Origin of the sequence: Streptomyces sp. DvalAA-43, assembly GCF_900091725.1 — a bacterium.
Taxonomy (GTDB): Bacteria; Actinomycetota; Actinomycetes; order Streptomycetales; family Streptomycetaceae; genus Streptomyces; species Streptomyces pulveraceus.
The window spans coordinates 78,837-99,992 of the sequence record NZ_FMBW01000033.1 but is presented as its reverse complement, the minus strand read 5'-3'; the positions used below and the strand labels follow the sequence as shown (position 1 = coordinate 99,992).

The following is a 21,156-nucleotide window of genomic DNA, read 5'->3' as shown; positions in this document are numbered from 1 at the left end:
GGCGGGCGAGGACGTGATGGTGGCTGTGGGCGGAGAAGGAGAGAGGGATCGGGCTGCGGCCCGCGGCGGGCCAGGCCCCGCCGTCGTTCTCATCACCGGGGTGATGGCCTCCGGGAAGTCCACCGTGGCCCAGGCCCTTGCCGAGCGGTTGCCGAGGGCGGCTCATGTGCGGGGGGACGTCTTCCGGAGGATGGTGGTGTCCGGGCGGGCCGAGATGGTGCCGGGGGCGTACGAGGAGGCCGCGGCTCAGCTCCGGCTCCGGTACCGGTTGTCCGCGATGACCGCCGACGCGTACGCGGGTGAGGGCTGGACCGCTGTCGTCCAGGACGTGGTGCTGGGGGAGGAACTGCGCCGGTACGTCGAGCTCGTACGGACGCGGCCGCTGTACGTCGTCGTGCTTGCTCCCGGGCCGCGGGCCGTTGCCGAGCGGGAGGCCGGGCGGGGCAAGAGCGGTTACGGGGCTGGGTGGACCGTGGAGTCGCTGGACCGGGTGCTGCGGGAGGAGACGCCGCGGATCGGGCTCTGGCTGGATACGTCGGGGCAGACCGTGGAGGAGTCCGTGGACGCGGTGCTCGCGGGGCTCGACCGGGCGCGGGTGGATCCTGGGGCGGCGCCGGGCCGAGGGACCGGGTGAGAAGAAGGATCGAGGGAGGGGCGGGCGTGCGGAAATGGCTGCCCCTTTGTTGTGGGGCAGCCATTTCCATTGCTCGGAGGCCGTGACCGGATTCGAACCGGTGTAACTCGAGTTGCAGTCGAGCCCCTGAACCACTCGGGCACACGGCCGTGTGCTCCTCGTCGTGGTTCGACCGTAGGGCCGGGGGCATCGTCGCTCAAGGGCGCGGGGTGGGGTGCAATGCGACTGCCATACCGCGTTCACGATCGGCGTCGTGGTCCTACGACCAACGGAGGACCGGGGGACCCGTCTCGCGACAGGGTTCAAATGAGATCTTGCCCCTTACTCTTGAGCTCATGAGTGCCCTGGAACCGCGTGACGACGTCGATGCCCCGCCGCTTGCCGCGGAGGCTCCTGTCGCCGCCGAATCCGGAGGGGTGCTCGGGCGGACCTACCGGGCGCTCAGTGTCGGCATCGTCTCCGTCGTGTTCCTGATCGCCTTCGAGGCGACCGCCGTGGGGACCGCGATGCCGGTCGCCGCGCGTGAACTGCACGGCATTCCGCTATACGCGTTCGCGTTCTCCGCGTACTTCACGACCAGCCTCTTCGCCATGGTGCTCTCCGGGCAGTGGGCGGACCGGCGCGGCCCGCTGGGGCCGCTCGCCGCCGGGATCAGCGCGTTCGCGGCGGGGCTGCTGCTCTGCGGGACCGCCGGGACCATGTGGATCTTCGTCGCGGGCCGGGCCGTCCAGGGGCTCGGCGGCGGGCTGGTGATCGTGGCCTTGTACGTGGTGATCAGCCGGGCCTATCCGAAGCGGCTGCAGCCGTCGATCCTGGCCGCCTTCGCCGCGAGCTGGGTGATCCCCTCGGTCGTCGGGCCGCTCGCCGCCGGGAGCGTGACCGAGCACCTGGGGTGGCGCTGGGTCTTCATCGGCATCCCCGTCCTCGTGGTGTTCCCGCTGGCGCTCGCGCTGCCCCAGATCCGACGGCGGGCGTCCGGCCCGGCCGACCCCGAGGCGCCCGTGGAACCGTACGACCGGCGGCGCATCCGGCTCGCCCTGGGGATCTCGCTGGGCGCGGCGCTGCTCCAGTACGCCGGGCAGGAGCTGAACTGGCTCGCTCTGCTCCCGGCGGCCGTCGGCTTCGGGCTGCTCGTCCCGGCCGTGCGCGGTCTGCTGCCCCCGGGGACGGCTCGCGCAGCGCGCGGGCTGCCCTCGGTGGTGCTGCTGCGTGGCGTGGCGGCCGGGTCGTTCATAGCCGCCGAGTCGTTCGTACCGCTGATGCTGGTGACCCAGCGTGGACTCAGCCCGACGATGGCCGGGTTCTCGCTCGCGGCCGGCGGCGGGACCTGGGCGCTCGGTTCGTACGTACAGTCCCGGCCGCGCCTGGAGCCGTACCGGGAGCGCCTGATGGTGGGCGGCATGGTGCTGGTGGCCGCGGCGATCGCGGCCGCGCCCTCCGTGCTGATCGACTCGGTGCCGGTCTGGACCGTGGCCGTGGCCTGGGCCTTCGGGTGCTTCGGCATGGGCATGGTGATCGCGTCGACGAGCGTGCTGCTGCTGAAGCTGTCGGCGCCGGAGGAGGCGGGGGCGAACTCGGCCGCGCTCCAGATCTCCGACGGGCTGTCCAACGTGCTGCTGCTCGCCGCGGGCGGAGCGGCCTTCGCGGCGCTCGGCGGCGGCACGGTGGGCGCCGTGCACGAGGCGGCAAAGACGGCGGCCACCGGGTCCCATCCGGGGGCGTTCGCGGTGGTCTTCCTGCCGATGGCGGGGGTGGCGCTGGTGGGGGCGTGGGTGGCGGCCCGGGTGCGCACCCGGTAGGTGGTACCAGTGTGGCCCCACCGAGTGGTGCTGTTTTGGTAGGGCCATGAACCTGCGTCTTCGTGACGACCAGACCGAAGCCCTCCAGCGGCTCGAATGAGCTGTGTCTACCTGACGTCCGGGTACGCCTCCTCGCCGAGCATGCCCGCTCGGACACGCACGTCGTCGTGCGCGATGTCGGTCTCCTGGCATCGGCGGCGCACCGCCCCTCCGCGGCCGTGTTCGGCGAGGAGGCGTACCCGGACGTGATCGGCAAGGCTGCCGCGCTCCTGCAGTCCTTGGCGATCAATCACCCGCTCTTCGACGGCAACGAGCGCACCGCCTGGCTGTCGTGCGTGACCTTTCCGGCGATGAACGGGGTGGATCTTCGTCCGGACATCGGTGCTGCGGAACGCCTGGTCATCGCGGTGGCCACCGGTGAAATGGACGAGGTGAGGACCATCTCCCAGGGGCTGCGCGAACTGGTCGTCGAAGGCGTGTGACAGCCGTCGCAATTCGGTGCGGGGCGGCGTAGTTCGAGGCGGTCCACGCGCCGCCCCCCGGTAAGGTGGCCCGGTTGTCGTATCGCGTGCGGGTCCGTCCCGGCCGTGCGGACAGCACCCCACGTACCCGAGAGACCCGAACCGGAGACCGTGACTACTACCGCCTCCCACCACCTCTCACCCGCCTTCCCCGGCCGCGCCCCCTGGGGCACGGCCGGCAAGCTGCGAGCCTGGCAGCAGGGCGCCATGGAGAAGTACATCCAGGAGCAGCCGCGCGACTTCCTCGCGGTCGCCACCCCCGGCGCGGGGAAGACCACCTTCGCGCTGACCCTCGCGTCATGGCTGCTGCACCACCACGTCGTGCAGCAGATCACCGTCGTCGCGCCGACCGAGCACCTGAAGAAGCAGTGGGCCGAGGCAGCGGCCCGGATAGGGATCAAGCTCGACCCCGATTACAGCGCGGGTCCGCTGAGCAAGGAGTACGACGGCGTCGCGGTCACCTACGCGGGCGTCGGCGTCCGGCCGATGCTGCACCGCAACCGCTGCGAGCAGCGCAAGACGCTCGTCATCCTCGACGAGATCCACCACGCCGGTGACTCGAAGTCCTGGGGCGAGGCGTGCCAGGAGGCCTTCGATCCGGCCACCCGGCGGCTCGCGCTCACCGGTACGCCGTTCCGGTCGGACACCAACCCGATCCCCTTCGTCGTGTACGAGGAGGGCAACGACGGAATCCGGCGGTCCTCGGCCGACTACACCTACGGCTACGGCAACGCGCTGGCCGACGGCGTCGTCCGGCCCGTGATCTTCCTCAGCTACAGCGGCAACATGCGCTGGCGCACCAAGGCCGGTGACGAGATCGCCGCCCGGCTCGGCGAGCCGATGACCAAGGACGCCATCGGGCAGGCCTGGCGCACCGCCCTGTCGCCCACCGGCGAGTGGATCCCCAATGTGCTGAGCGCCGCCGACAAGCGGCTGACCGAGGTACGCAAGGGCATCCCGGACGCGGGCGGGCTGGTCATCGCCACCGACCAGGAATCGGCGCGCGAGTACGCCAAGATCCTCAAGCGGGTGACCGGCGAGAAGGCCACCGTGGTCCTCTCCGACGAGAAGGCCGCCTCGAAGAAGATCGACCAGTTCAGCGCGGACGAGTCCCGCTGGATGGTCGCGGTCCGCATGGTGTCGGAGGGCGTCGACGTGCCCCGCCTCGCCGTGGGCGTGTACGCCACCACCATCTCCACGCCGCTGTTCTTCGCCCAGGCCGTCGGGCGTTTCGTGCGCTCGCGCAGGCGTGGCGAGACCGCTTCGGTCTTCGTACCGACCATTCCGATGCTGCTCGACTTCGCCAACGAGATGGAGGTCGAACGGGACCACGTCCTCGACAAGCCCAAGAAGGGCAGCGACGAGGAGAACCCGTTCGCGGAGGAGGACAAGCTCCTGGCCGACGCCGAGAAGCTGGAGGACGAGGAGACCGAGGAGCAGCTGCCCTTCGAGGCCCTCGAATCCGACGCGGTCTTCGACCGGGTGCTGTACGACGGTGCCGAATTCGGCATGCAGGCGCACCCCGGCAGCGAGGAGGAGCAGGACTACCTGGGGATTCCGGGGCTGCTGGAGCCCGACCAGGTGCAGCTGCTCCTCCAGAAGCGGCAGTCCCGGCAGATCGCGCACAGCCGCCAGCGGCCGGCCGAGGAGGCCGACCTGCTGGAGAAGCCGGCAGAGGCGCGACCGGTGGTCACGCACAAGCAGCTGCTCGGGCTGCGCAAGCAGCTCAACACGATGGTGTCGGCGTACACGCACCAGAGCGGCAAGCCGCACGGGGTGATCCACACCGAGCTGCGGCGGGTGTGCGGCGGGCCGCCGAGCGCGGAGGCCACGGCCGGGCAGATCCAGCAGCGGATCAAGAAGGTCCAGGAGTGGGCCACCCGGATGACCTGAGCCGTCGGGTGTGCCAGTGCGGGTGCCGGCCCGGGGTGGGGACAGTGGTCCTCGCCCCGGGCCGGTTCTGTGCGTGCGTGCGGATGGGGTGGCGCGACTACCGGACGGACGGCGCTGCTACCAGACGAACGGCGCCGACTGGTTCGCCGTGGCCACACACGGAACCGTGGCCGACGTCGGGGACGAGGCCACGATCTGCAGTGACCAGTTGGTGGCGCTCGGCGGGGAGGCCAGCACCACGGAATTCGTGCTGTCCCCTGCCGCCAGGGTGCCGGAGGTGAGCTTCAGCGGGCCCAGGGTGATGGGGTTGCCGCCGCTCAGGCCGGGGTTGGTCTTCCCGGAGAACTGCACCTGACTGGTGACGCCGCCCGAGGTCTTGGTGAGCTTGAGCGTCGTCGTGATGCTGTTCGGGTCGGCGCTGGTACCGGCCGGCATGGTGATCGCGGTGGACGTGATCTTTATGGACTTGGACGTGCCCGAGTCGGTGGCGGTCAGGGTGGCGAGACCGCTGCCCCAGGACCCGCAGTCGTAGGTGGCCGTCGCGGTGAGCGGAGTCACCGCCTGGGCTGCCGGAGCCAGGGCGAGGGCACCGGCCACGGAACAGGCCGCGGCCAGTACGAGCGGGATACGTCTTCGATTCGACGACATGACGGGGGGAACTCCTTCCGGTTCTGAATTCCGCAGATTCACCGAAGAACTGAAGAAGTGGATCTGCGTGCCGGGCCCGGCATGTCGGGTGCAGTGAAACGGCGGCCTTCGGAGAAGTCAAGAGATGTCCGCAGGAGCACTTGAAATTCCCGTGGAAATGCTCTTCGGGCATTTCAGATAAGGATCAATCGGTTCTCTCTTGACTTCTTGGCACCCGGCCTCCTCAATGTGCGCAATCAATGGGCCATGGAGGGGTGTCTGGTGATACGACGACGAAGACCCGGCGTGACCGGTCTGCTCGCAGCCTGCTTCGTGATGTCGCTGAGCTGCGCCGGGGCCACCGCCCAGGCCGCGCCCCCGGCCGGAGCGGGGGCCGCCGATGCGGTCACCCCCACCGTCCACTGCATCCTGCCCGCGGGCCAGGGCGAGGCGACCGGGCCGCAGCAGATGACCGTCGAACTGTCGCCCGCGGTCGTCGCCCCGGGCGGGAAGGTGCACGCCAAGGTCACGCTCGGCCCGTCCCCCGCCACCAGTGGCCTCGCGCTGGAGGACGTACCGACCATTCCCAGCCTCGACCTCGCCATGTCCGGCGGGGCGAGTGGCACCGTCACGGTGCGGGGTGCCGAGATCACCATGGACATCCCGGCCGGGAAGCCCATCGAACTCCCGCCGTACGAGGGTGACTTCCTGGTTCCCGCGAACGCCTCGGGAGACATCTCGTTCGCCCCGGTCCGCACACTGACGCAGACCAAGGTGCTCGGGTCGGTCTTCGAGACGCCGTGCGATGTCGTCGACGGCGGCGGCTCCATCGGGACCGTCACGGCGGAGGGCACCGGCTCCGAGCCCGCCACCCTGAGCGCGCCCGCCGGCCCGGTGCGGCCCAACACCGCCGTGGCGCTGGCTGGTTCGGGATGGACGCCGGGTGGTGCGCCGGTGCCCTCGCTCTGCGCGGTGGGCGGTGGTGGCTGCGATCCGCTGAAGTTCAAGGACCACGCCCTCACCATCGACGGCGGCGGGACGCTGCACGGCACGGCCACCCTCGCGGAGGCCGGCGCGGTGCCGGACGGCGCGTACGAGGTGAAGGTCAACGACGGTACGAAGGAGGCCACGGCGCCGCTCACCGTCAGGGCCGTCGCCGCCGGGGACCGTGAGATCGCACTGTCGCGGAGCAGCGGTCCGGTCGGCAGTGTGATCACGGTCAGTGGCAAGAACTACAACCCGGACCGCTGGATCAACGTCATCGGCCTCGACGCGACGGGCACCGGGCTCGACGACAGCGCGGTCTACGTCAAGAGCGGCCCGGACGGCACCTTCGCCGTGGAGTTCACCGTGATCTCCGACGCCGTCGTCGCCGTCCAGGCCGACGAGGGCAACGACCCGGCGACCGTACGGACCGTCCCGTTCACCGTCTCCACGGGCGGGGGAGGCGGCGGCAGCGCCGACCAGAAGCTGAACACCACGGTCCGGGCCGGGACGCTCTCCATGGTCCAGGACGGCGACACGGTCGACTTCGGCACCACCGTCCTGGGCACCGGCAGCGGTGTGCAGCGCTCCCGGCTCAACCGGGTCGAGGTGGAGGACGCCCGTGGCGTCGACAGCGGCTGGTCCCTGACCGCCACCCTCACCGGCTTCACCGGCACCGACGGCGGCACCATCCCGGCCGACGCCGTCCGGTGGACCCCCAGATGCACGGCGCAGAGCGGCAGCGTGGGCGTACCGGTCGCCGGATCGCCCGCCGCGCTCGGGAGCGGGGCGGCGAGCCTCTGCCGGATGGATCCGGACGGCTCCCGCCCGTTCACCGGCGGCCGGTTCGACGCCGACGCCGATCTCACCCTCACGGTTCCCGGAACCACCCGGCCCGGGGATTACAGCGCCACGCTCACGCTCACGCTTCTCTGAGCGCGTACCAGCACGTCTCTCCGAGCACGGAATCGAAAGCACCGGAGGCAACGAAAGTACCGGAGGCGCCCGCCCGCTCCGTATCGCACGGAGCGGGCGGGCGTCGCCGTTCCGGATCGCGCAGAATTCCCGCGGCCGTGCCGCAGCCGCGGGCGACACCCATGGAGGAGCCGCATGTCCGTCCGACAACCGAGAAGAACCGAGAGACCGGGTGCGGTGTTCCGCCGTGCCGTGGCCCTCACCGCCGGGGCGGTGCTCGTCTGGACCGGTGGCACCGTCGCCCTCGCGCCCGCCGCCGGGGCCGCCACCGTCACCCCGACCGTCCACTGTTCCCTGCCCGCCGGACAGGGGGAGGCGACCGGGCCGCAGCAGATGAGCGTCGAGCTCTCGCCGGGGATCGTCGACCCGGGTGGCAAGGTGCACGCCAAGGTCAGCCTCGGCCCGTCCCCCGCCACCAGTGGCCTCAGCCTGAGCGACGTACCCACCACGCCCAGCATCGACTTCGCGATGTCCGGCGGCGCCACCGGCACGGTCACCGTCACCGGCCCCCAGATCAACCTGAACATCCCGTCCGGCAAACCCATCGAAATCCCGCCGTACGAAGGGGACTTCATCATCCCCGCCAACGCGAGCGGCCCGATCTCCTTCACCCCGGTGCGCAATCTGACGCGTACGAAGGTGCTCGGCTCCACCTACGAGACCCCGTGCGACGTGGTGAGCGGCGGCGGGTCCATCGGCACGGTGACCGCCGAGGGCACCGCGGGCCACCCGGCCACCCTGAACGCGCCCGCCACCGCCGTCCGGCCGTCCACCTCCGTCGCCCTGTCCGGCAGCCTCTGGACCGCGGGCGCCACTCCCGTACCGTCGCTGTGCGCGGCGGACGGCGGCGGCTGCGACCCCGGCAAGTTCGTCTCCGGCACGCTCGCGATCAGCGGCTCGGGAGAGCTGACCGGCAGCGCGGTGCTCGCCGCCGCGGGCGCCGTGCCCGACGGCTCGTACCTGGTGAAGGTCGGCGACGGTACGAAGGAGGCGACCGCGCCCCTGACCGTCAAGGCGTTCGTCCCCGCCGGGCCGCGCGCCATCGCGCTCTCCCGTGCCGGTGCCCCGCTCGGCAGCGTCATCGAGGTCACCGGCAGCAACTACTACCAGGACCAGTGGATCAACATCGTCGCCCTGGACGCGAGCGGGGCCACGCTCGACGACACCGCCGTCTATGTGAAGAGCACCCCCGACGGCACGTTCAGCGCCGAGTTCACCGTCTCCGACCCGGCCATCGCCTCGATCCAGGTCGACGAGGGCAACGATCCGGCCACCGTGCTGACCACACCGTTCACCGTGACCGAAGCCTCCGCGACGCTCTCCGCGGGCGCGGCGAAGGTCAAGCCGGGCGGGACGATCGCCCTCTCCGGCGGCGACTGGCCGACCGGTACCACGCCCACCGCCACGCTCTGCGGAGCCGACGGCGGCTCCTGCGACAGCTCCCGGATCAGCGGCTCCACCCTCCGGATCGGCGCCGACGGGACGCTCGCCGGCACGGTCACCGTCGCCGGGTCCACTCCGCGTGCCGAGTACGCGCTCCAGGTCACGGCCGGGGGAGCGCAGGCCCTCACCCAGCTGACCGTCGCCCCGTCCTTCATCGTGCTCTCCCCGTCGTCCGGCCCGAAGGGCACCGCCGTCACCGTCGTCGGCCAGGGCTTCGCGAAGGTCGCGACCGTGTCCATCGTCGGGCTGCGGGCCGACGGCTCGCAGACGTCCGATGCGGTGAAGACCAAGGTGGTGGGGCTCGACGGGGCGTTCTCGCAGACCTTCAAGGTGAACGCCGCCGACACCGTCGCCATCCGGGTCCGGGAGGTCCTCGTCAACCCGCGTACCGAGACGGCGGCGTTCACCGTCCAGGACGGCACCGTTCCCGCCGGACCGTCCTTCGCGCTCTCGCCGCCCGAGGGGCCCGTCGGCACGGCGGTCCAGGTGACCGGGCGCGGATTCGCCCCCGTCGCCACGGTCTCGGTGACCGGCCGCACCGCCGACGGGAAGCAGACCGCCGATCCGTATGTCACCCGGGTCATCGGACTCGACGGCACCTTCGCCCTCGAATTCACCGTCCGCGACCCGGCGACGAGGTCGATCCGCGCCTGCGAGGTGCTCGTGAACGGAAAAATTGTGCAGCAGTCCTTCACCGTGAGTTAACGGAAGTTCACTTCCGGTGCGTCGAGCGCCGTGAAGGCGTCGGCCGACCTGGACGCGCGTAGACCTCCAGGCTTCGGCCGACGCCGCGCTGACCGGCACTTATGCTTCTTCAAGACAACCTTGCCCCGGACAACGCCCGGATTCTGGACGAGGCCTTCCGCTGAGCGGACTCGCTCGCTACTGTCCAAAAAAATGAACGCCCCGTGGCAGAGCCGCCCCGGGGCGCAGCCGGTGCCTGGTTAGGCCGGCGGCCTCTCCGTGCGTCGCCGCTGGGACCGGCGGCGCACATTCCGTGGGAACCAGCCGCTGCCGCTCATCAAAGAGGAGAGGGCGTCGTGACCGCGGAAACCTCCCAGACGCTCGACCGGGGCCTGAGGGTCCTCAAACTGCTTGCCGACACCGACCACGGCCTGACCGTCACCGAGTTGTCCAACAAACTCGGGGTCAACCGCACCGTGGTCTACCGCCTGCTCGCCACCCTGGAGCAACACGCCCTGGTCCGCCGTGACTTGGGCGGCCGGGCCAGGGTCGGCCTGGGCGTGCTGCGCCTGGGCCGCCAGGTGCATCCGCTCGTACGGGAAGCCGCGCTGCCCGCGCTGCGGTCGCTCGCCGAGGACATCGGGGCCACCGCCCACCTCACGCTGGTCGACGGCAGCGACGCGCTGGCCGTCGCGGTCGTCGAGCCGACCTGGACGGATTACCACGTCGCCTACCGGGCGGGTTTCCGCCATCCGCTGGACCGGGGCGCCGCCGGGCGCGCGATCCTCGCCGCCCGCCGGAAGCCGGTCGGCGAGACCGCCTTCACCCTCACCCACGGCGAGCTGGAGGCCGGGGCGAGCGGGGCCGCGGCGGCGCTGGTGGGGGTGACCGGGGTCGAGGGCAGCGTGGGTGTGGTGATGCTCGCGGACTCCGTACCCGAGCGCGTCGGCCCCCGGGTGGTGGACGCGGCCCGCGAGGTCGCGGACGCGCTCCGGTAGCGCGCCCGGCCCGCGCTCCGGTGGCGCGGGCTCGGCGGGCCCATGGCCTGTCGGCGCGCCGGGTGCGGCCCCGGGGTGCGGTGGGGGCCGGTTAGATTGGGCGGGTGCTCACTCGTCTCTCGCGTCCCCGTGCCCTCGCCCTGTGCGCCCTGCCCGTCCTCGCCCTGTTCGGTGTGGCCGCCTTCGCGCCGCTGCCGTTCACCCTGGCGCAGCCCGGCACGACCGCGAATGTGCTCGGGGACGATCACGGCACGCCCGTGATCAGCATCAAGGGCACGCCGACCCGCCCCACCAAGGGCGAGCTGCGGATGACGACGATCGTGGCGACCGGGCCGACCGCCGATGTCGGCGTCGGCGATGTGATCGACGGCTGGTTCCGTACGGACCGGGCGGTCCTTCCCCGGAACTCCGTCTACCCGACCGGCGGCTCCGAGAAGGAGATCGAGAAGCACAACCTCGACGACATGGTGAAGTCGCAGGACTCCGCGGTCGACGCCGCCCTGAACTACCTCGGCAAGAAGCCCGGTTCGGTCGATGTGACCCTGCATCTCGCCGACGTGGGCGGCCCGAGCGCCGGACTGTTCTTCGCGCTCGGCATCGTCGACAAGCTCGACGGCGACGGCTCCGGCGGCGATCTCACCGGCGGCCGCACCGTCGCGGGCACCGGCACCATCGAGGCGAACGGCGCGGTCGGCGCGGTCGGCGGGGTCTCGCTGAAGACCCAGGCCGCACGCCGTGACGGGGCGACCGTCTTCCTCGTACCGAAGGCGGAGTGCCGGGAGGCGGGCGCCGAGCTCCCCAAGGGGCTGCGGCTGATCCCGGTCACGACCCTGAAGGACGCGGTGTCCTCGCTCCGGGCACTGGAGCAGGGGCACAAGGTCCCGAGCTGCTGACCTCGCCGGCCGGCGACGGCACGGCCGTACGGCTTGCCTCGGTCGCCGCCGCCGTCCTGGTCACCTCCACCGCCCCGTCCATCGTGCGCCACGCAGGGAACACCAGCGGGCTCAGCGTCGCCAGCAGGTACACCCCGCCCATCGCCAGCAGCGCCCCCCGCACGCCCGCGCTCTCCACCAGCAGACCGGCCGCGAGACCACCCACCGGCATGGCCAGTTCGCCGCCCGCCGTGAGGACCCCGGAGACCCGGCTGCGCAGCTCGTCGGGGACCGTTCCGTAGATCACCGTCGTCAGGATCGGGTTCAGCACCCCGCCCGCGAGACCGCTCAGCGCCATGGTCACGGCGAGCGGCAGCGTCGTCCCGGTCAGCGCCGCGACCACGTACCTGGGCGCACCGCACAGCACCACGCACACCGTGAACACGGCCCGCCGCGAGAAACGGTGCCCGACCGCCCCGTACAGCAGCGCCCCGGTCAGCCCGCCCGCGCCGAACAGCGCGGTGAGCAGCCCGATGTCCTTGGCCCCGCCCAGTTCGGCGGCGGCGTGTACCGGCAGCAGGACGGCGTTCCAGCCCTGGTCGGTGCCGTTCATGAACAGGACCATCACCACGACCGCCAGCAGCAGCCGGTTGCCCAGCAAGTAGGCGAAGCCCTCGCGCAGTTCGGCGCGGTACGCGCGCAGCGAGACGGGCGCCGCGGCCTTGTGGGGTTCGGCCGCACGCACCCCCCGTACGCCCGCCGCGATCAGCAGCGCGGACGTCAGGAACGTCACCGCGTCCAGCAGCAGTACGCTCTCGGCGCCGACGAGCGCGATCAGTACGCCGGCCAGCGCGGCCCCGACCATCCGGGCGCCGCGCGAGACGGCGTCGAAGAGGCTGGCAGCGCGGGCGAGGGTGGTGCCGGCGTGCTCGGCGAGATCCGGGACGAGGACGTAGCGCGCGGTGTTGCCGGGGGTGTGCAGGAGTCCGCCGACCGCCATCAGTACGCACAGCATCCAGAAGGCGAGCGCGTCCGCGTAGTGCAGCAGCGGAATGGCGGCTACGGAGAGGCCGCACACCAGGTCGGAGGCGACGGAGACCCGGCGCCGTCCGATCCGGTCGATGACGGGACCGCCGATCAGGGCGGAGACGACGATCGGCAGGGTCGCGCAGAACGCGACGACCCCGGCCCGGCCGGCACTTCCCGTGGTCTCCAGGACGAACCACGGCACCCCGATCAGGGTGAGTGAAGTGCCGGCCGTGGATATGGAGTTGGCGGACAGTACGGCGATGAGCGGGATACGGCTCCGGTCCCCCCGACCGGTCACGCCGTACCGGCCGCGAAGGGGCTGCGGCGGGGCAGGATGCGCAGCCCCAGGTCGACCAGGGCCCAGCCGAGCCGGGTGCGCAGGCCGGTGCGGGAGGCGGTCGGGGTGAGACCGAACTCCGCTGTGTGTCCGCGTAGTTCGGCGGAACGCAGGCGGTGGAGCAGCAGATGGGTGTCGGAGTGCATGGCGGTGTCCTTCCGGTCGGGAGGGGCTCGTTGCGCGGGGTCGACGAGTCGAGGGCTGGTTACTCCGGGGGGCGCGGGAAGAAGTGCACATGGCTGCGGACGGTGGCCGATCCCTCGGTGCCTTCCGGGACCCGGCCCTGGTAGCTCTCGATGAGGTCGTGGATCTTCCGGATCAGCTCCTCGGAGAGATCGGGGGTGAGGCGTACCTGGAAGTCGCTGATGTCCCAGCCCTCGCGCCAGTTCTCGGGCCATTCCCGCATGGTGCCGATCCAGGTGTTCAGCTCCCTGGCGTGTGCGGTGGCCATCTCATGGAGTACGACGTCCACCGCGCCGCGCACCTCGGGGTCCGGGTGGCTCAGGAATCTGCCGCTGTCGAAGATGGTGCCGCGGTGTGCGGCCCGCCACCAGCGCTCGCGGCCCTTGCCGCGCTCCGGGTCGTCCTCGACGAATCCGTATGTCGCCAGCTGTCTGAGGTGGTAGCTGGTGGCGCCGCTGGACTCGCCGAGCCGGTCGGCGAGGCCGGAGGCGGTGGCGGGGCCGTACTCCCTCAGTGCGGCCAGCAGGCGCAGCCGCAGGGGGTGGGCCAGCCCGCGCAGGGTGCGGGCATCGACCTTGTGGATGTTCTCGGTTTCGGCGGGGTGCTGGGCGCCGTCCTCTGGTGCGGGCATGGGATAACCGTAGAGTTGCAAAGTTCTCTTTGCAACATGTTCTTTGCATCAGATTCTTTGCAACGGAATCTTTGCTTGTGAGCGGGCGGCGCGGGGGAGGGCGGCGTCGGAGGGGCGCGGCTCAGGGGGAAGAGGAGGAGGCGACGGAGGCCCCCGGCTCAGCCCTGCTTGATGAACCCCTCCTGGATCAGCCAGTCCTTCGCCACCTCGTGCGGGTCCTGCCCGTCCACGTCCACCTTGGCGTTGAGCACCTGGGCGACCTCGGTGGTCAGCTTCTTGCTGACCGGGTCGAGCAGCGCGGCGATCCGCGGGTACTTCTCGAAGGTCTTGGTGTGGATGACCGGCGCCGCGTTGTAGTTGGGGAAGAAGTGCTTGTTGTCCACGAGCACGTCGAGGTTCATCGCCTTGATCCGGCCGTCCGTGGTGAACACCTCGCCCAGCAGACAGGAGCCGGACTTCGAGACCTGGGTGTAGATGATCCCGGCGTCCATCTTCTTGATGCTGGAGGCCGGCAGCGACATCCCGTAGGCCTTCTCCATGCCCGGCAGTCCGTCGTCGCGGGAGGCGAATTCGTTCTCCACGCAGATCGTCACCGCCGACGGGTCCTTCTTCGCCAGCGCCGCTACGTCGGAGAGCGTCTTCAGGTGGTACTTCGCGTTGTTCTTCCGGCTGATGGCGAGCGCGTAGGTGTTGTTGAGCGTGGACGGCGTCAGCCAGGTCACCCCCGTCGCGCGGTCCTGGTCGCGGACCGCCTTCCACTGCTCGATCGGGTCGGGGATCGGCTTCGCGTGGCCCAGATAGGTGATCCAGCCGGTGCCCGTGTACTCGTACATCGCGTCCGCGTCGCCCTTGACGATCGCCTCGCGGGCGCTGATCGAGCCGGGCAGGTTCGTCCGGTCCAGGACCTCCGCACCGGCGGCCTTGAAGACCAGGCCGATCATCTGGCCCAGGATGATGTTCTCGCTGAAGTTCTTCGAGGTGACGGTCAGCGAGGCGCCGTGCAGCGGCTTCCCCCGGCCGACCGAGCCCGGCTCCACGTCGTCCACCATCGGCGAGCCGCTCTTCAGCCCGCACCCGGAGAGCGCCAGCACCAGCAGCACCGCCCCCGCCAGGGCGGCGCGCACCTTCCGCGGACCCATCACCCCACCTCCAGTCCGCGCGGTGTCAGCGCCACCTCGACCAGGGAGGCCAGCCAGTCCACCAGCAGCGCCAGCACCACCGTCAGTACGGAACCGAGCACCAGTACCGGCATCCGCTGGGTCTGGATGCCCGAGGTGATCAGGTCGCCGAGGCCGCCGCCACCGACGAAGGTGGCCAGGGTCGCCGTGCCGACATTGAGCACCAGCGCCGTGCGCACACCGGCCAGGATCAGCGGTACGGCGAGCGGCAGTTCGACCTTGGTGAGCGTCCCCGTCGCCGACATGCCGATGCCCCGCGAGGCCTCGACCAGATTCGGTTCGATCGCCTTGAGGCCGGCCACCGTGTTGGAGAAGACCGGCAGCACCGCGTAGATCACCATGCCGATGATCGCCGTCGAGGGCCCGATGCCCAGCCAGATCACCAGCAGCGCCAGCAGGCCGATCGCCGGGGTCGCCTGCCCGATGTTGGCGACCGCCGTGACCACCGGGGCCCCCTTGCTCAGCCCGCGCCGGGTCAGCGCGATGCCCAGCGGAATGGCGATGATCAGCACCCAGAACGTCGAGATCGCGGTCAGCCGCACATGCTGCCACCAGCGCAGCCGCACATTGCCGCCGGTGAGCGAGTTCCGCGCGATCGAGTCGAGGTGGACATTGGTGATCCACAGATAGGTGATGACCAGCACGAGCGCGAGCACGACCGGCATCACCACCAGCTTGCGCCAGGTGAACCGGCGCGGCGGACCGGCCGGCGGCGGCGCGGGCTCCTCCTCCTCGTCCCGGAAGGCATGGCCCTTGACGTCGTGTTCGCCGGGCGGGCGGTCCTTGTCGGAGGAGGGCACGGGAGGAGCGGAGCGCGTCCGGCGGGAGGATTCGGGGTTCAGCGGCGAATGGGGAGTCATGCGCCCGCACCGCCCTCCAGCTCCGCCTCGGTCTGGTGGCTGCGCAGCTCCTCCAGGTCGTGCTGGTGCTCGATGGCGGCCAGCCGGTCGGCCTCCAGCAGTTCATGGACGGAGTTCATCAGGGTCTGCATGTCGACGACCCCGATGAACTCGCCGCGCCGCCCGGTCACCGCGACCCGCCCGCCGCTGTCGGTCAGCACCGCCTCCAGCGCGTCGTGCAGCGTCGCGTCCCGCGTCACCGTGTCGTGGACCAGCTGCCCGGCCCGCGCCAGCGAACCCCGGGCCCGCATCAGGTCGCCGCGCCGCAGCCATTTGTACGGGCGGTTCCTGCGGTCCAGCATGAGCAGTTCGTTGTGCGGCCCGCTGCGCAGCTTGTTGAAGATCGACTGGAGCGGGTCGTCGACCGTCACCGTCGGGAACGCGGCCATCTCCACATCCCGAACCCGGGTCAGGTTGAGCCGCTTCAGCGCCGCACCGGCCCCGACGAAGCCCGAGACGAAGTCGTCCGTCGGATTGGTGAGGATCGCCTCCGGGGTGTCGAACTGCGCGATGTGCGAACGCTCCCGCAGCACGGCGATCCGGTCACCCAGCTTGATCGCCTCGTCGAAGTCGTGGGTGACGAAGACGATCGTCTTGTGCAGTTCGTGCTGGAGACGGATCAGCTCGTCCTGGAGGTGGTCGCGGGTGATCGGGTCGACCGCTCCGAAGGGCTCGTCCATCAGCAGCACCGGCGGATCGGCCGCCAGCGCCCGCGCCACGCCCACCCGTTGCTGCTGACCGCCGGAGAGCGCGCGGGGATAGCGCCCGTGGAACTCCCTCGGGTCGAGCCCCACCAGATCGAGCATCTCCTCGACCCGGTCCTTCACCTTCGACTTCGACCAGCCGACCATCTTCGGTACGAGTGCGATGTTCTCGGCTACCGTCATGTGCGGGAAGAGCCCGGACGACTGGATCGCGTACCCGATCTTGCGGCGCAGCTTCACCGCGTCGATGTCGGTGACGTCCTCGTCGCCGATCCTGATCCGCCCGGACGACGGCTCGATCAGCCGGTTGATCATCTTCAGGGTGGTGGACTTCCCGCAGCCGGACGGGCCGACGAAGATCACCGTCTCGCCCGCCTTGATGTCCATCGAGACGCTGTCCACCGCCGGGTTCGGATTGCCCGGGTAGTGCTTGGTCAGGTCCTCCAGCTGGATGGTGGCGCCGGACGTGGTCCGCTGCGTGCCGGCGCCCTCGGCGGCCGTGCTCCCGGTGGCGGTCTCAGACACGGATCCCCCTCGGAATCTCAGACACGGATCCCCCTTGCGGTCTCAGACACGGATCCCCCTGGGAATGGTGAGCCGCCCGAGCAGTACGTACGCGGCGTCGAAGAGCAGCGCGAGGACGACGATGCCGAGCGTGCCCGCGAGGACCTGATTGAGCGCGTTGGCACTGCCCAGCGAGGCGATGCCGCGGAAGATCTCGTTGCCCAGGCCGGGGCCCGAGGCGTACGCGGCGATGGCGGCGATGCCCATCAGCATCTGTGTGGAGACCCGGATGCCGGTGAGGATCGGCGGCCAGGCGAGCGGCAGTTCCACCCGGCACAGCCGGGCCGGCCGCGACATCCCGATGCCCTTCGCCGCGTCGACCAGCGCCGGATCGACGCCGCGCAGCCCCACGATGGCGTTGCGGACGATGGGCAGCAGCCCGTACAGCGTCAGGGTGATCACCGTGGGCGCCACACCGAGGCCGACGAGCGGGATGAGCAGACCGATCGCGGCGAGAGAGGGGATGGTGAGGATCGTCGCCGTCGAGGTGATGGCCAGTGACCCCGCCCAGCCGCTGCGATAGGTGACGACCCCGATCAGGATGCCCAGCACGGTGGCGATGACCATGCACTGGAACACGGCGCTGACGTGCTGGTACGCGTCGGTGAGCAGCTGTTGGTGCCGGTTGCCCAGGTACTCCCAGAAGCTCACGCGTCACTCCTCGGCTCAGTCGTGGTCCTCCGCGGCCTGCTCGACGAGCGGGATGATCCGCAGCGGGACCGGGTTCTCCATGACGATGGCCGTGGAGGCCCGGACGATGCCATCAAAACCGACAACCCGGTCGATCACCCGCTGGAGATCGGCGTTGGAACGCGCGACGAGACGGCAGAGCATGTCGCCGTGCCCGGTGGTGGTGTGCAGCTCCAGCACTTCCGGTACGCCCGCCAAGTGGGCCCGCACATCGGCCCCTTGGCCCTGTTTGATCTCCAGCGTGGCGAACGCGGTCACGGGATATCCGAGCGCCGCCGGATCGACCGCCGGGCCGAATCCGCGGATGACTCCATTCGACTGAAGCCGGTCGAGTCGCGCCTGCACCGTCCCGCGGGCCACGCCGAGTCTGCGCGATGCTTCCAGGACGCCGATGCGGGGTTCGCGGGCCAGCAGCACGATGAGCCGGCCGTCCAGCCGATCGATCGCCATGGTCTTCTCCGAAGGGTCGACGTGATGGTCATCATGTACAGATAGCCCGCCCATCATCCCCATCCGCTGTACAGATTGCCCAGCAGATTCGCAAACTATTGCGCACCTTGCGAAGCGGCGAGAGCCTTCGCACATGACTGAGACTCTGCACACCACCCCCGAAACAGCCCGGCAGGCCGACCCCTTCCCGGTCAAGGGAATGGACGCGGTCGTCTTCGCCGTCGGCAACGCCAAGCAGGCCGCGCACTACTATTCGACGGCCTTCGGCATGAAGCTGGTCGCCTACTCCGGACCGGAGAACGGCAGCCGCGAGACGGCGAGTTACGTACTGACCAACGGATCGGCCCGCTTCGTCTTCACCTCCGTCATCAAGGCCGCCACCGACCACGGCCGCTTCCTCGCCGCCCATGTGGCCGAGCACGGCGACGGCGTAGTCGACCTGGCCATCGAGGTCCCGGACGCCCGCGCGGCCTACGCCTACGCGGTCGAGCACGGCGCCCTCGGCCTCGACGAGCCGCACGAGGTCAAGGACGAGCACGGCACCGTCGTGCTCGCCGCGATCGCCACGTACGGCAAGACCCGGCACACCCTCGTCGAGCGCTCCGGCTACGACGGCCCCTACCTCCCCGGCTACGCCACGGCCGCCCCGATCGTCGAGCCCCCGGCCAAGCGCACCTTCCAGGCCGTCGACCACTGCGTCGGCAATGTGGAACTCGGCCGGATGAACGAGTGGGTCGGCTTCTACAACAAGGTCATGGGCTTCACCAACATGAAGGAGTTCGTGGGCGACGACATCGCCACCGAGTACTCCGCGCTCATGTCGAAGGTCGTCGCCGACGGCACCCTCAAGGTCAAGTTCCCGATCAACGAACCGGCGATCGCCAAGAAGAAGTCCCAGATCGACGAGTACCTGGAGTTCTACGGCGGCGCGGGCGTCCAGCACATCGCGCTGGCCACCAACGACATCGTCGCCTCGGTACGGGCGATGCGGGCGGCGGGCGTCCAGTTCCTGGACACCCCCGACTCGTACTACGACACCCTCGGCGAGTGGGCGGGCGAGACCCGGGTGCCGGTGGAGATCCTGCGCGAGCTGAAGATCCTCGTCGACCGCGACGAGGACGGCTACCTGCTCCAGATCTTCACCAAGCCGGTCCAGGACCGCCCGACCGTCTTCTTCGAGATGATCGAGCGCCATGGCTCGATGGGCTTCGGCAAGGGCAACTTCAAGGCCCTGTTCGAGGCGATCGAGCGCGAGCAGGAGAAGCGCGGCAACCTCTGACCCCCTCGGGCCGGTGTGCCCCGGGCCCCGGGCAGCTCAGCGGCTGCCCGGGGCCTGCGGCGTTGCGGCGGGCTGCTGCGGTCCGGGGCTCTTCGACCGTTGCTGCTGCGACTGCTGTGGCTCCGTTTGCCGCGGCGCGTGGGACGCGGCCGCCGGTGCGGCCAGGGCGGCCTGCTGCGGCTGCCGAGGAGCCGGTGGCTCCGGATCCGGCGCGGGCCGCGCGTCCTGCGGGTCGTCCTCCGGGGGAGTGGTCAGGATGTCCAGGGCCTCCTGGGCGGCCGGACCGGCCAGGGGCGAGAACCGAGGGTTGGCGCGCAGGGCCTCCGTCAGATTCCGGCGCGCCGGACCGTACTCCCCCAACGCCTTCTGGATCACGCCCAGGTGATACGCGTACGAGGCGTTGTATCCACCCGTGTCGACCGCGCGGGCCGCGTACTCCAGCGCGGCGGACGGGTCGCCGGAGCGGTGCAGGGCCCAGCCCAGCGCGTCCGCCACCGCCGCGCTGCGGTGCGCGCGCCCCCACGCGGCGTCCAGCACCTCGACCGCCGCCGCCGGATCCCCGTGATCGGCCTCGAAACGGCCACGCAGAAGGGTGTTGTCCACCCCCTGGCCGTCGTCATGGGCGAGTACCCCGCGCAGCCGCGCGTACTGCTCGGCGGCATCCGATTCCCGGCCCAGCGACTCGTACAACTCGCCCAGTTCCAGCATGTATTCGGGCCGGGGGAGCCGCGCCAGCGCCGCCCGGTAGTCGCGCTGCGCCTCGTCCGTACGGCCGAGCGCCACCAGCGCCCTGGCCCGGCCCGCCAGCGACGGACGGTGGTCGTGGTCGGCGCCCAGCGCCGCGCCGTACTGCCTGACCGCTTCCGCGGGATCGCCCCGCTCCCAGGCCAGTTCGCCCAGCAGGGACAGGCACTCGGCCTTCTGCGCGGGAGTGGTCGCCCGGCCCGCCGCGTCCCGCGCTGCGGCCAGCGCCTCCTGGTGCCGGCCCCGGTCCCGATGCATCCTCGCCGTCTGCAGGAGCGCCGGGACCCCCGCGCGCAGCGCCGTGAACCTCTCCACCGCCGTGCGCACCGCCCCGCTTTCCCCGAGACCGCTGTACGCGTCGATCAGCGCCGGATACACGGCCCACTCCTCCGGCCGACGCGCCCGGACCGCCTCGCCCCACTTCTTCGCCGTGCCGAAGTCGTGCCGGGCATCGGCGAGCACCGCGAGCCCCACCCAGGCCGCCGTGTTCCCGCTCTCACCCGGCTGGACGTCCAGCGAGCGCTTCAGCGCCTGCTCGGCCCGCCCGTAGTACGCCGCATCGGCCGAGCGCCGCCCCCACTCCACGTAGGCCGTACCGAGCACCGCCCAGGACCGCGCGTCGGACGGATGCGTGCCCACCCACTGCTGCCGGTCCCCGATCAGCGCCGTCAGATCGGAGAGCGCGGCCGGGGCGCCCGAGGCCGTCGCCGCCAGCGCACGCGAGACCGGGCCGGGCACGGGCGGTGGCGCGGCCTTCTTCCCGTCCTCCGGAACGGCCACCACCGCACCCGTCACCAGCACCGCGCCCGCCACCACGCCCAGGGCCGCCCTGCGCAGGGTCGTACGCAGTGAGAGGGGCGGGAGCTCGGCCGGCGGCGCCGGGTCGGAGAACGAGGAGAGTGCGGAGGCACCGGAGAAGTCGGAAACCTCAAGAGGACGGCGGCGGCTCGGACCGGGGGACTGCGGAGGCTGGTGCGGCATGACATCCATGCCGATCACTCTGCGTCAGTAATAAGAGCACACCACGTTGCGCGTAGG

18 protein-coding genes, 1 tRNA gene and 1 pseudogene are annotated in these 21,156 nt (G+C 70.9%); 9 read left to right on the top strand and 11 right to left on the bottom strand.

Annotated features, from left to right (window positions below; genetic code table 11):
* The first annotated feature begins 16 nt into the window (after positions 1-16).
* Complete coding sequence (locus tag GA0115234_RS10210; RefSeq protein ID WP_093540654.1) at positions 17-634, top strand: AAA family ATPase; 618 nt, start codon at positions 17-19, stop codon at positions 632-634.
* A 77-nt stretch (positions 635-711) separates the two neighbouring features.
* Here the strand turns inward: GA0115234_RS10210 and GA0115234_RS10205 are convergent.
* Positions 712-783 (bottom strand) — tRNA-Cys (locus tag GA0115234_RS10205).
* Positions 784-969: 186 nt separating this feature from the next.
* Between GA0115234_RS10205 and GA0115234_RS10200 the strand changes: the two genes are divergently transcribed.
* The 3 genes and pseudogenes from GA0115234_RS10200 (at position 970) to GA0115234_RS10190 (ending at position 4,847) form a co-directional block, all read left to right on the top strand.
* Positions 970-2,433, top strand: a complete 1,464-nt coding sequence (locus GA0115234_RS10200; protein ID WP_093540581.1) for an MFS transporter — start codon at positions 970-972, stop codon at positions 2,431-2,433.
* Between the two features lie 96 nt (positions 2,434-2,529).
* Positions 2,530-2,915 (top strand): annotated as a pseudogene (locus GA0115234_RS10195) (type II toxin-antitoxin system death-on-curing family toxin).
* 150 nt (positions 2,916-3,065) lie between these two features.
* Positions 3,066-4,847, top strand: a complete 1,782-nt coding sequence (locus tag GA0115234_RS10190; protein ID WP_093540580.1) for a DEAD/DEAH box helicase — start codon at positions 3,066-3,068, stop codon at positions 4,845-4,847.
* Between the two features lie 117 nt (positions 4,848-4,964).
* Here GA0115234_RS10190 and GA0115234_RS10185 read toward each other — a convergent pair whose 3' ends face one another.
* On the bottom strand, positions 4,965-5,495 hold the full coding sequence (locus tag GA0115234_RS10185) for a hypothetical protein (protein WP_093540579.1): 531 nt from the start codon (positions 5,493-5,495) through the stop codon (positions 4,965-4,967).
* 285 nt (positions 5,496-5,780) lie between these two features.
* On the opposite strand from GA0115234_RS10185, the gene GA0115234_RS10180 reads away from it, so the two are divergent.
* From GA0115234_RS10180 to GA0115234_RS10165, 4 genes are all read left to right on the top strand, one after another.
* Entirely contained in the window at positions 5,781-7,394 is a 1,614-nt protein-coding gene (locus GA0115234_RS10180) for a hypothetical protein (protein WP_093540578.1), read from the top strand.
* Positions 7,395-7,568: 174 nt separating this feature from the next.
* Entirely contained in the window at positions 7,569-9,581 is a 2,013-nt protein-coding gene (locus GA0115234_RS10175) for a hypothetical protein (RefSeq protein ID WP_141718414.1), read from the top strand.
* Positions 9,582-9,916: 335 nt separating this feature from the next.
* Positions 9,917-10,558: an IclR family transcriptional regulator gene (locus GA0115234_RS10170; protein ID WP_093540576.1), complete on the top strand. Its 642-nt coding sequence runs from the start codon at positions 9,917-9,919 to the stop codon at positions 10,556-10,558.
* A 104-nt stretch (positions 10,559-10,662) separates the two neighbouring features.
* The gene (locus GA0115234_RS10165; RefSeq protein WP_093540575.1) at positions 10,663-11,451 is read left to right on the top strand and encodes a S16 family serine protease; all 789 of its coding nucleotides are present in this window, start codon (positions 10,663-10,665) and stop codon (positions 11,449-11,451) included.
* Here the strand turns inward: GA0115234_RS10165 and GA0115234_RS10160 are convergent.
* From GA0115234_RS10160 to GA0115234_RS10125, 8 genes are all read right to left on the bottom strand, one after another.
* Complete coding sequence (locus GA0115234_RS10160) at positions 11,381-12,757, bottom strand: MFS transporter (RefSeq protein WP_093540574.1); 1,377 nt, start codon at positions 12,755-12,757, stop codon at positions 11,381-11,383. The two genes, GA0115234_RS10165 and GA0115234_RS10160, sit on opposite strands and share 71 nt — an antisense overlap.
* On the bottom strand, positions 12,754-12,942 hold the full coding sequence (locus GA0115234_RS10155) for a hypothetical protein (RefSeq protein ID WP_093540573.1): 189 nt from the start codon (positions 12,940-12,942) through the stop codon (positions 12,754-12,756). Before GA0115234_RS10155 ends, GA0115234_RS10160 begins: the two co-directional genes overlap by 4 nt.
* 59 nt (positions 12,943-13,001) lie before the next feature.
* Entirely contained in the window at positions 13,002-13,610 is a 609-nt protein-coding gene (locus tag GA0115234_RS10150) for a winged helix-turn-helix domain-containing protein (RefSeq protein ID WP_093540572.1), read from the bottom strand.
* Between the two features lie 158 nt (positions 13,611-13,768).
* Positions 13,769-14,749, bottom strand: a complete 981-nt coding sequence (locus tag GA0115234_RS10145) for a glycine betaine ABC transporter substrate-binding protein (protein WP_093540571.1) — start codon at positions 14,747-14,749, stop codon at positions 13,769-13,771.
* Positions 14,749-15,648 (bottom strand): ABC transporter permease, encoded by a 900-nt coding sequence (locus GA0115234_RS10140; RefSeq protein ID WP_093540570.1) that lies wholly within the window; start codon positions 15,646-15,648, stop codon positions 14,749-14,751. Before GA0115234_RS10140 ends, GA0115234_RS10145 begins: the two co-directional genes overlap by 1 nt.
* A complete protein-coding gene (locus GA0115234_RS10135; RefSeq protein ID WP_093540569.1) occupies positions 15,645-16,916 on the bottom strand; it encodes an ABC transporter ATP-binding protein in 1,272 nt (423 codons plus the stop codon). Before GA0115234_RS10135 ends, GA0115234_RS10140 begins: the two co-directional genes overlap by 4 nt.
* Before the next feature lie 42 nt (positions 16,917-16,958).
* A complete protein-coding gene (locus GA0115234_RS10130; RefSeq protein ID WP_093540568.1) occupies positions 16,959-17,606 on the bottom strand; it encodes an ABC transporter permease in 648 nt (215 codons plus the stop codon).
* A 15-nt stretch (positions 17,607-17,621) separates the two neighbouring features.
* On the bottom strand, positions 17,622-18,095 hold the full coding sequence (locus GA0115234_RS10125) for an Lrp/AsnC family transcriptional regulator (RefSeq protein WP_093540567.1): 474 nt from the start codon (positions 18,093-18,095) through the stop codon (positions 17,622-17,624).
* A gap of 133 nt (positions 18,096-18,228) precedes the next feature.
* Here GA0115234_RS10125 and hppD point away from each other — a divergent pair, with 133 nt between their 5' ends.
* The gene (gene hppD / locus GA0115234_RS10120; protein WP_093540566.1) at positions 18,229-19,374 is read left to right on the top strand and encodes a 4-hydroxyphenylpyruvate dioxygenase; all 1,146 of its coding nucleotides are present in this window, start codon (positions 18,229-18,231) and stop codon (positions 19,372-19,374) included.
* 36 nt (positions 19,375-19,410) lie between these two features.
* Here the strand turns inward: hppD and GA0115234_RS10115 are convergent, their stop codons facing one another.
* A complete protein-coding gene (locus GA0115234_RS10115; protein WP_093540653.1) occupies positions 19,411-21,108 on the bottom strand; it encodes a tetratricopeptide repeat protein in 1,698 nt (565 codons plus the stop codon).
* Positions 21,109-21,156 lie beyond the last annotated feature (48 nt).

Bases quoted from the DNA above. Each gene is read 5' to 3' on its own strand.
- GA0115234_RS10210 (WP_093540654.1), top strand. From the start codon at position 17: ATGGTGGCTGTGGGCGGAGAAGGAGAGAGGGATCGGGCTGCGGCCCGC.
- GA0115234_RS10200 (WP_093540581.1), top strand. From the start codon at position 970: ATGAGTGCCCTGGAACCGCGTGACGACGTCGATGCCCCGCCGCTTGCC.
- GA0115234_RS10185 (WP_093540579.1), bottom strand. From the start codon at position 5,495: ATGTCGTCGAATCGAAGACGTATCCCGCTCGTACTGGCCGCGGCCTGT.
- GA0115234_RS10175 (WP_141718414.1), top strand. From the start codon at position 7,569: ATGTCCGTCCGACAACCGAGAAGAACCGAGAGACCGGGTGCGGTGTTC.
- GA0115234_RS10155 (WP_093540573.1), bottom strand. From the start codon at position 12,942: ATGCACTCCGACACCCATCTGCTGCTCCACCGCCTGCGTTCCGCCGAA.
- GA0115234_RS10150 (WP_093540572.1), bottom strand. From the start codon at position 13,610: ATGCCCGCACCAGAGGACGGCGCCCAGCACCCCGCCGAAACCGAGAAC.
- GA0115234_RS10145 (WP_093540571.1), bottom strand. From the start codon at position 14,749: ATGGGTCCGCGGAAGGTGCGCGCCGCCCTGGCGGGGGCGGTGCTGCTG.
- GA0115234_RS10140 (WP_093540570.1), bottom strand. From the start codon at position 15,648: ATGACTCCCCATTCGCCGCTGAACCCCGAATCCTCCCGCCGGACGCGC.
- GA0115234_RS10125 (WP_093540567.1), bottom strand. From the start codon at position 18,095: ATGGCGATCGATCGGCTGGACGGCCGGCTCATCGTGCTGCTGGCCCGC.
- hppD (WP_093540566.1), top strand. From the start codon at position 18,229: ATGACTGAGACTCTGCACACCACCCCCGAAACAGCCCGGCAGGCCGAC.
- GA0115234_RS10115 (WP_093540653.1), bottom strand. From the start codon at position 21,108: ATGGATGTCATGCCGCACCAGCCTCCGCAGTCCCCCGGTCCGAGCCGC.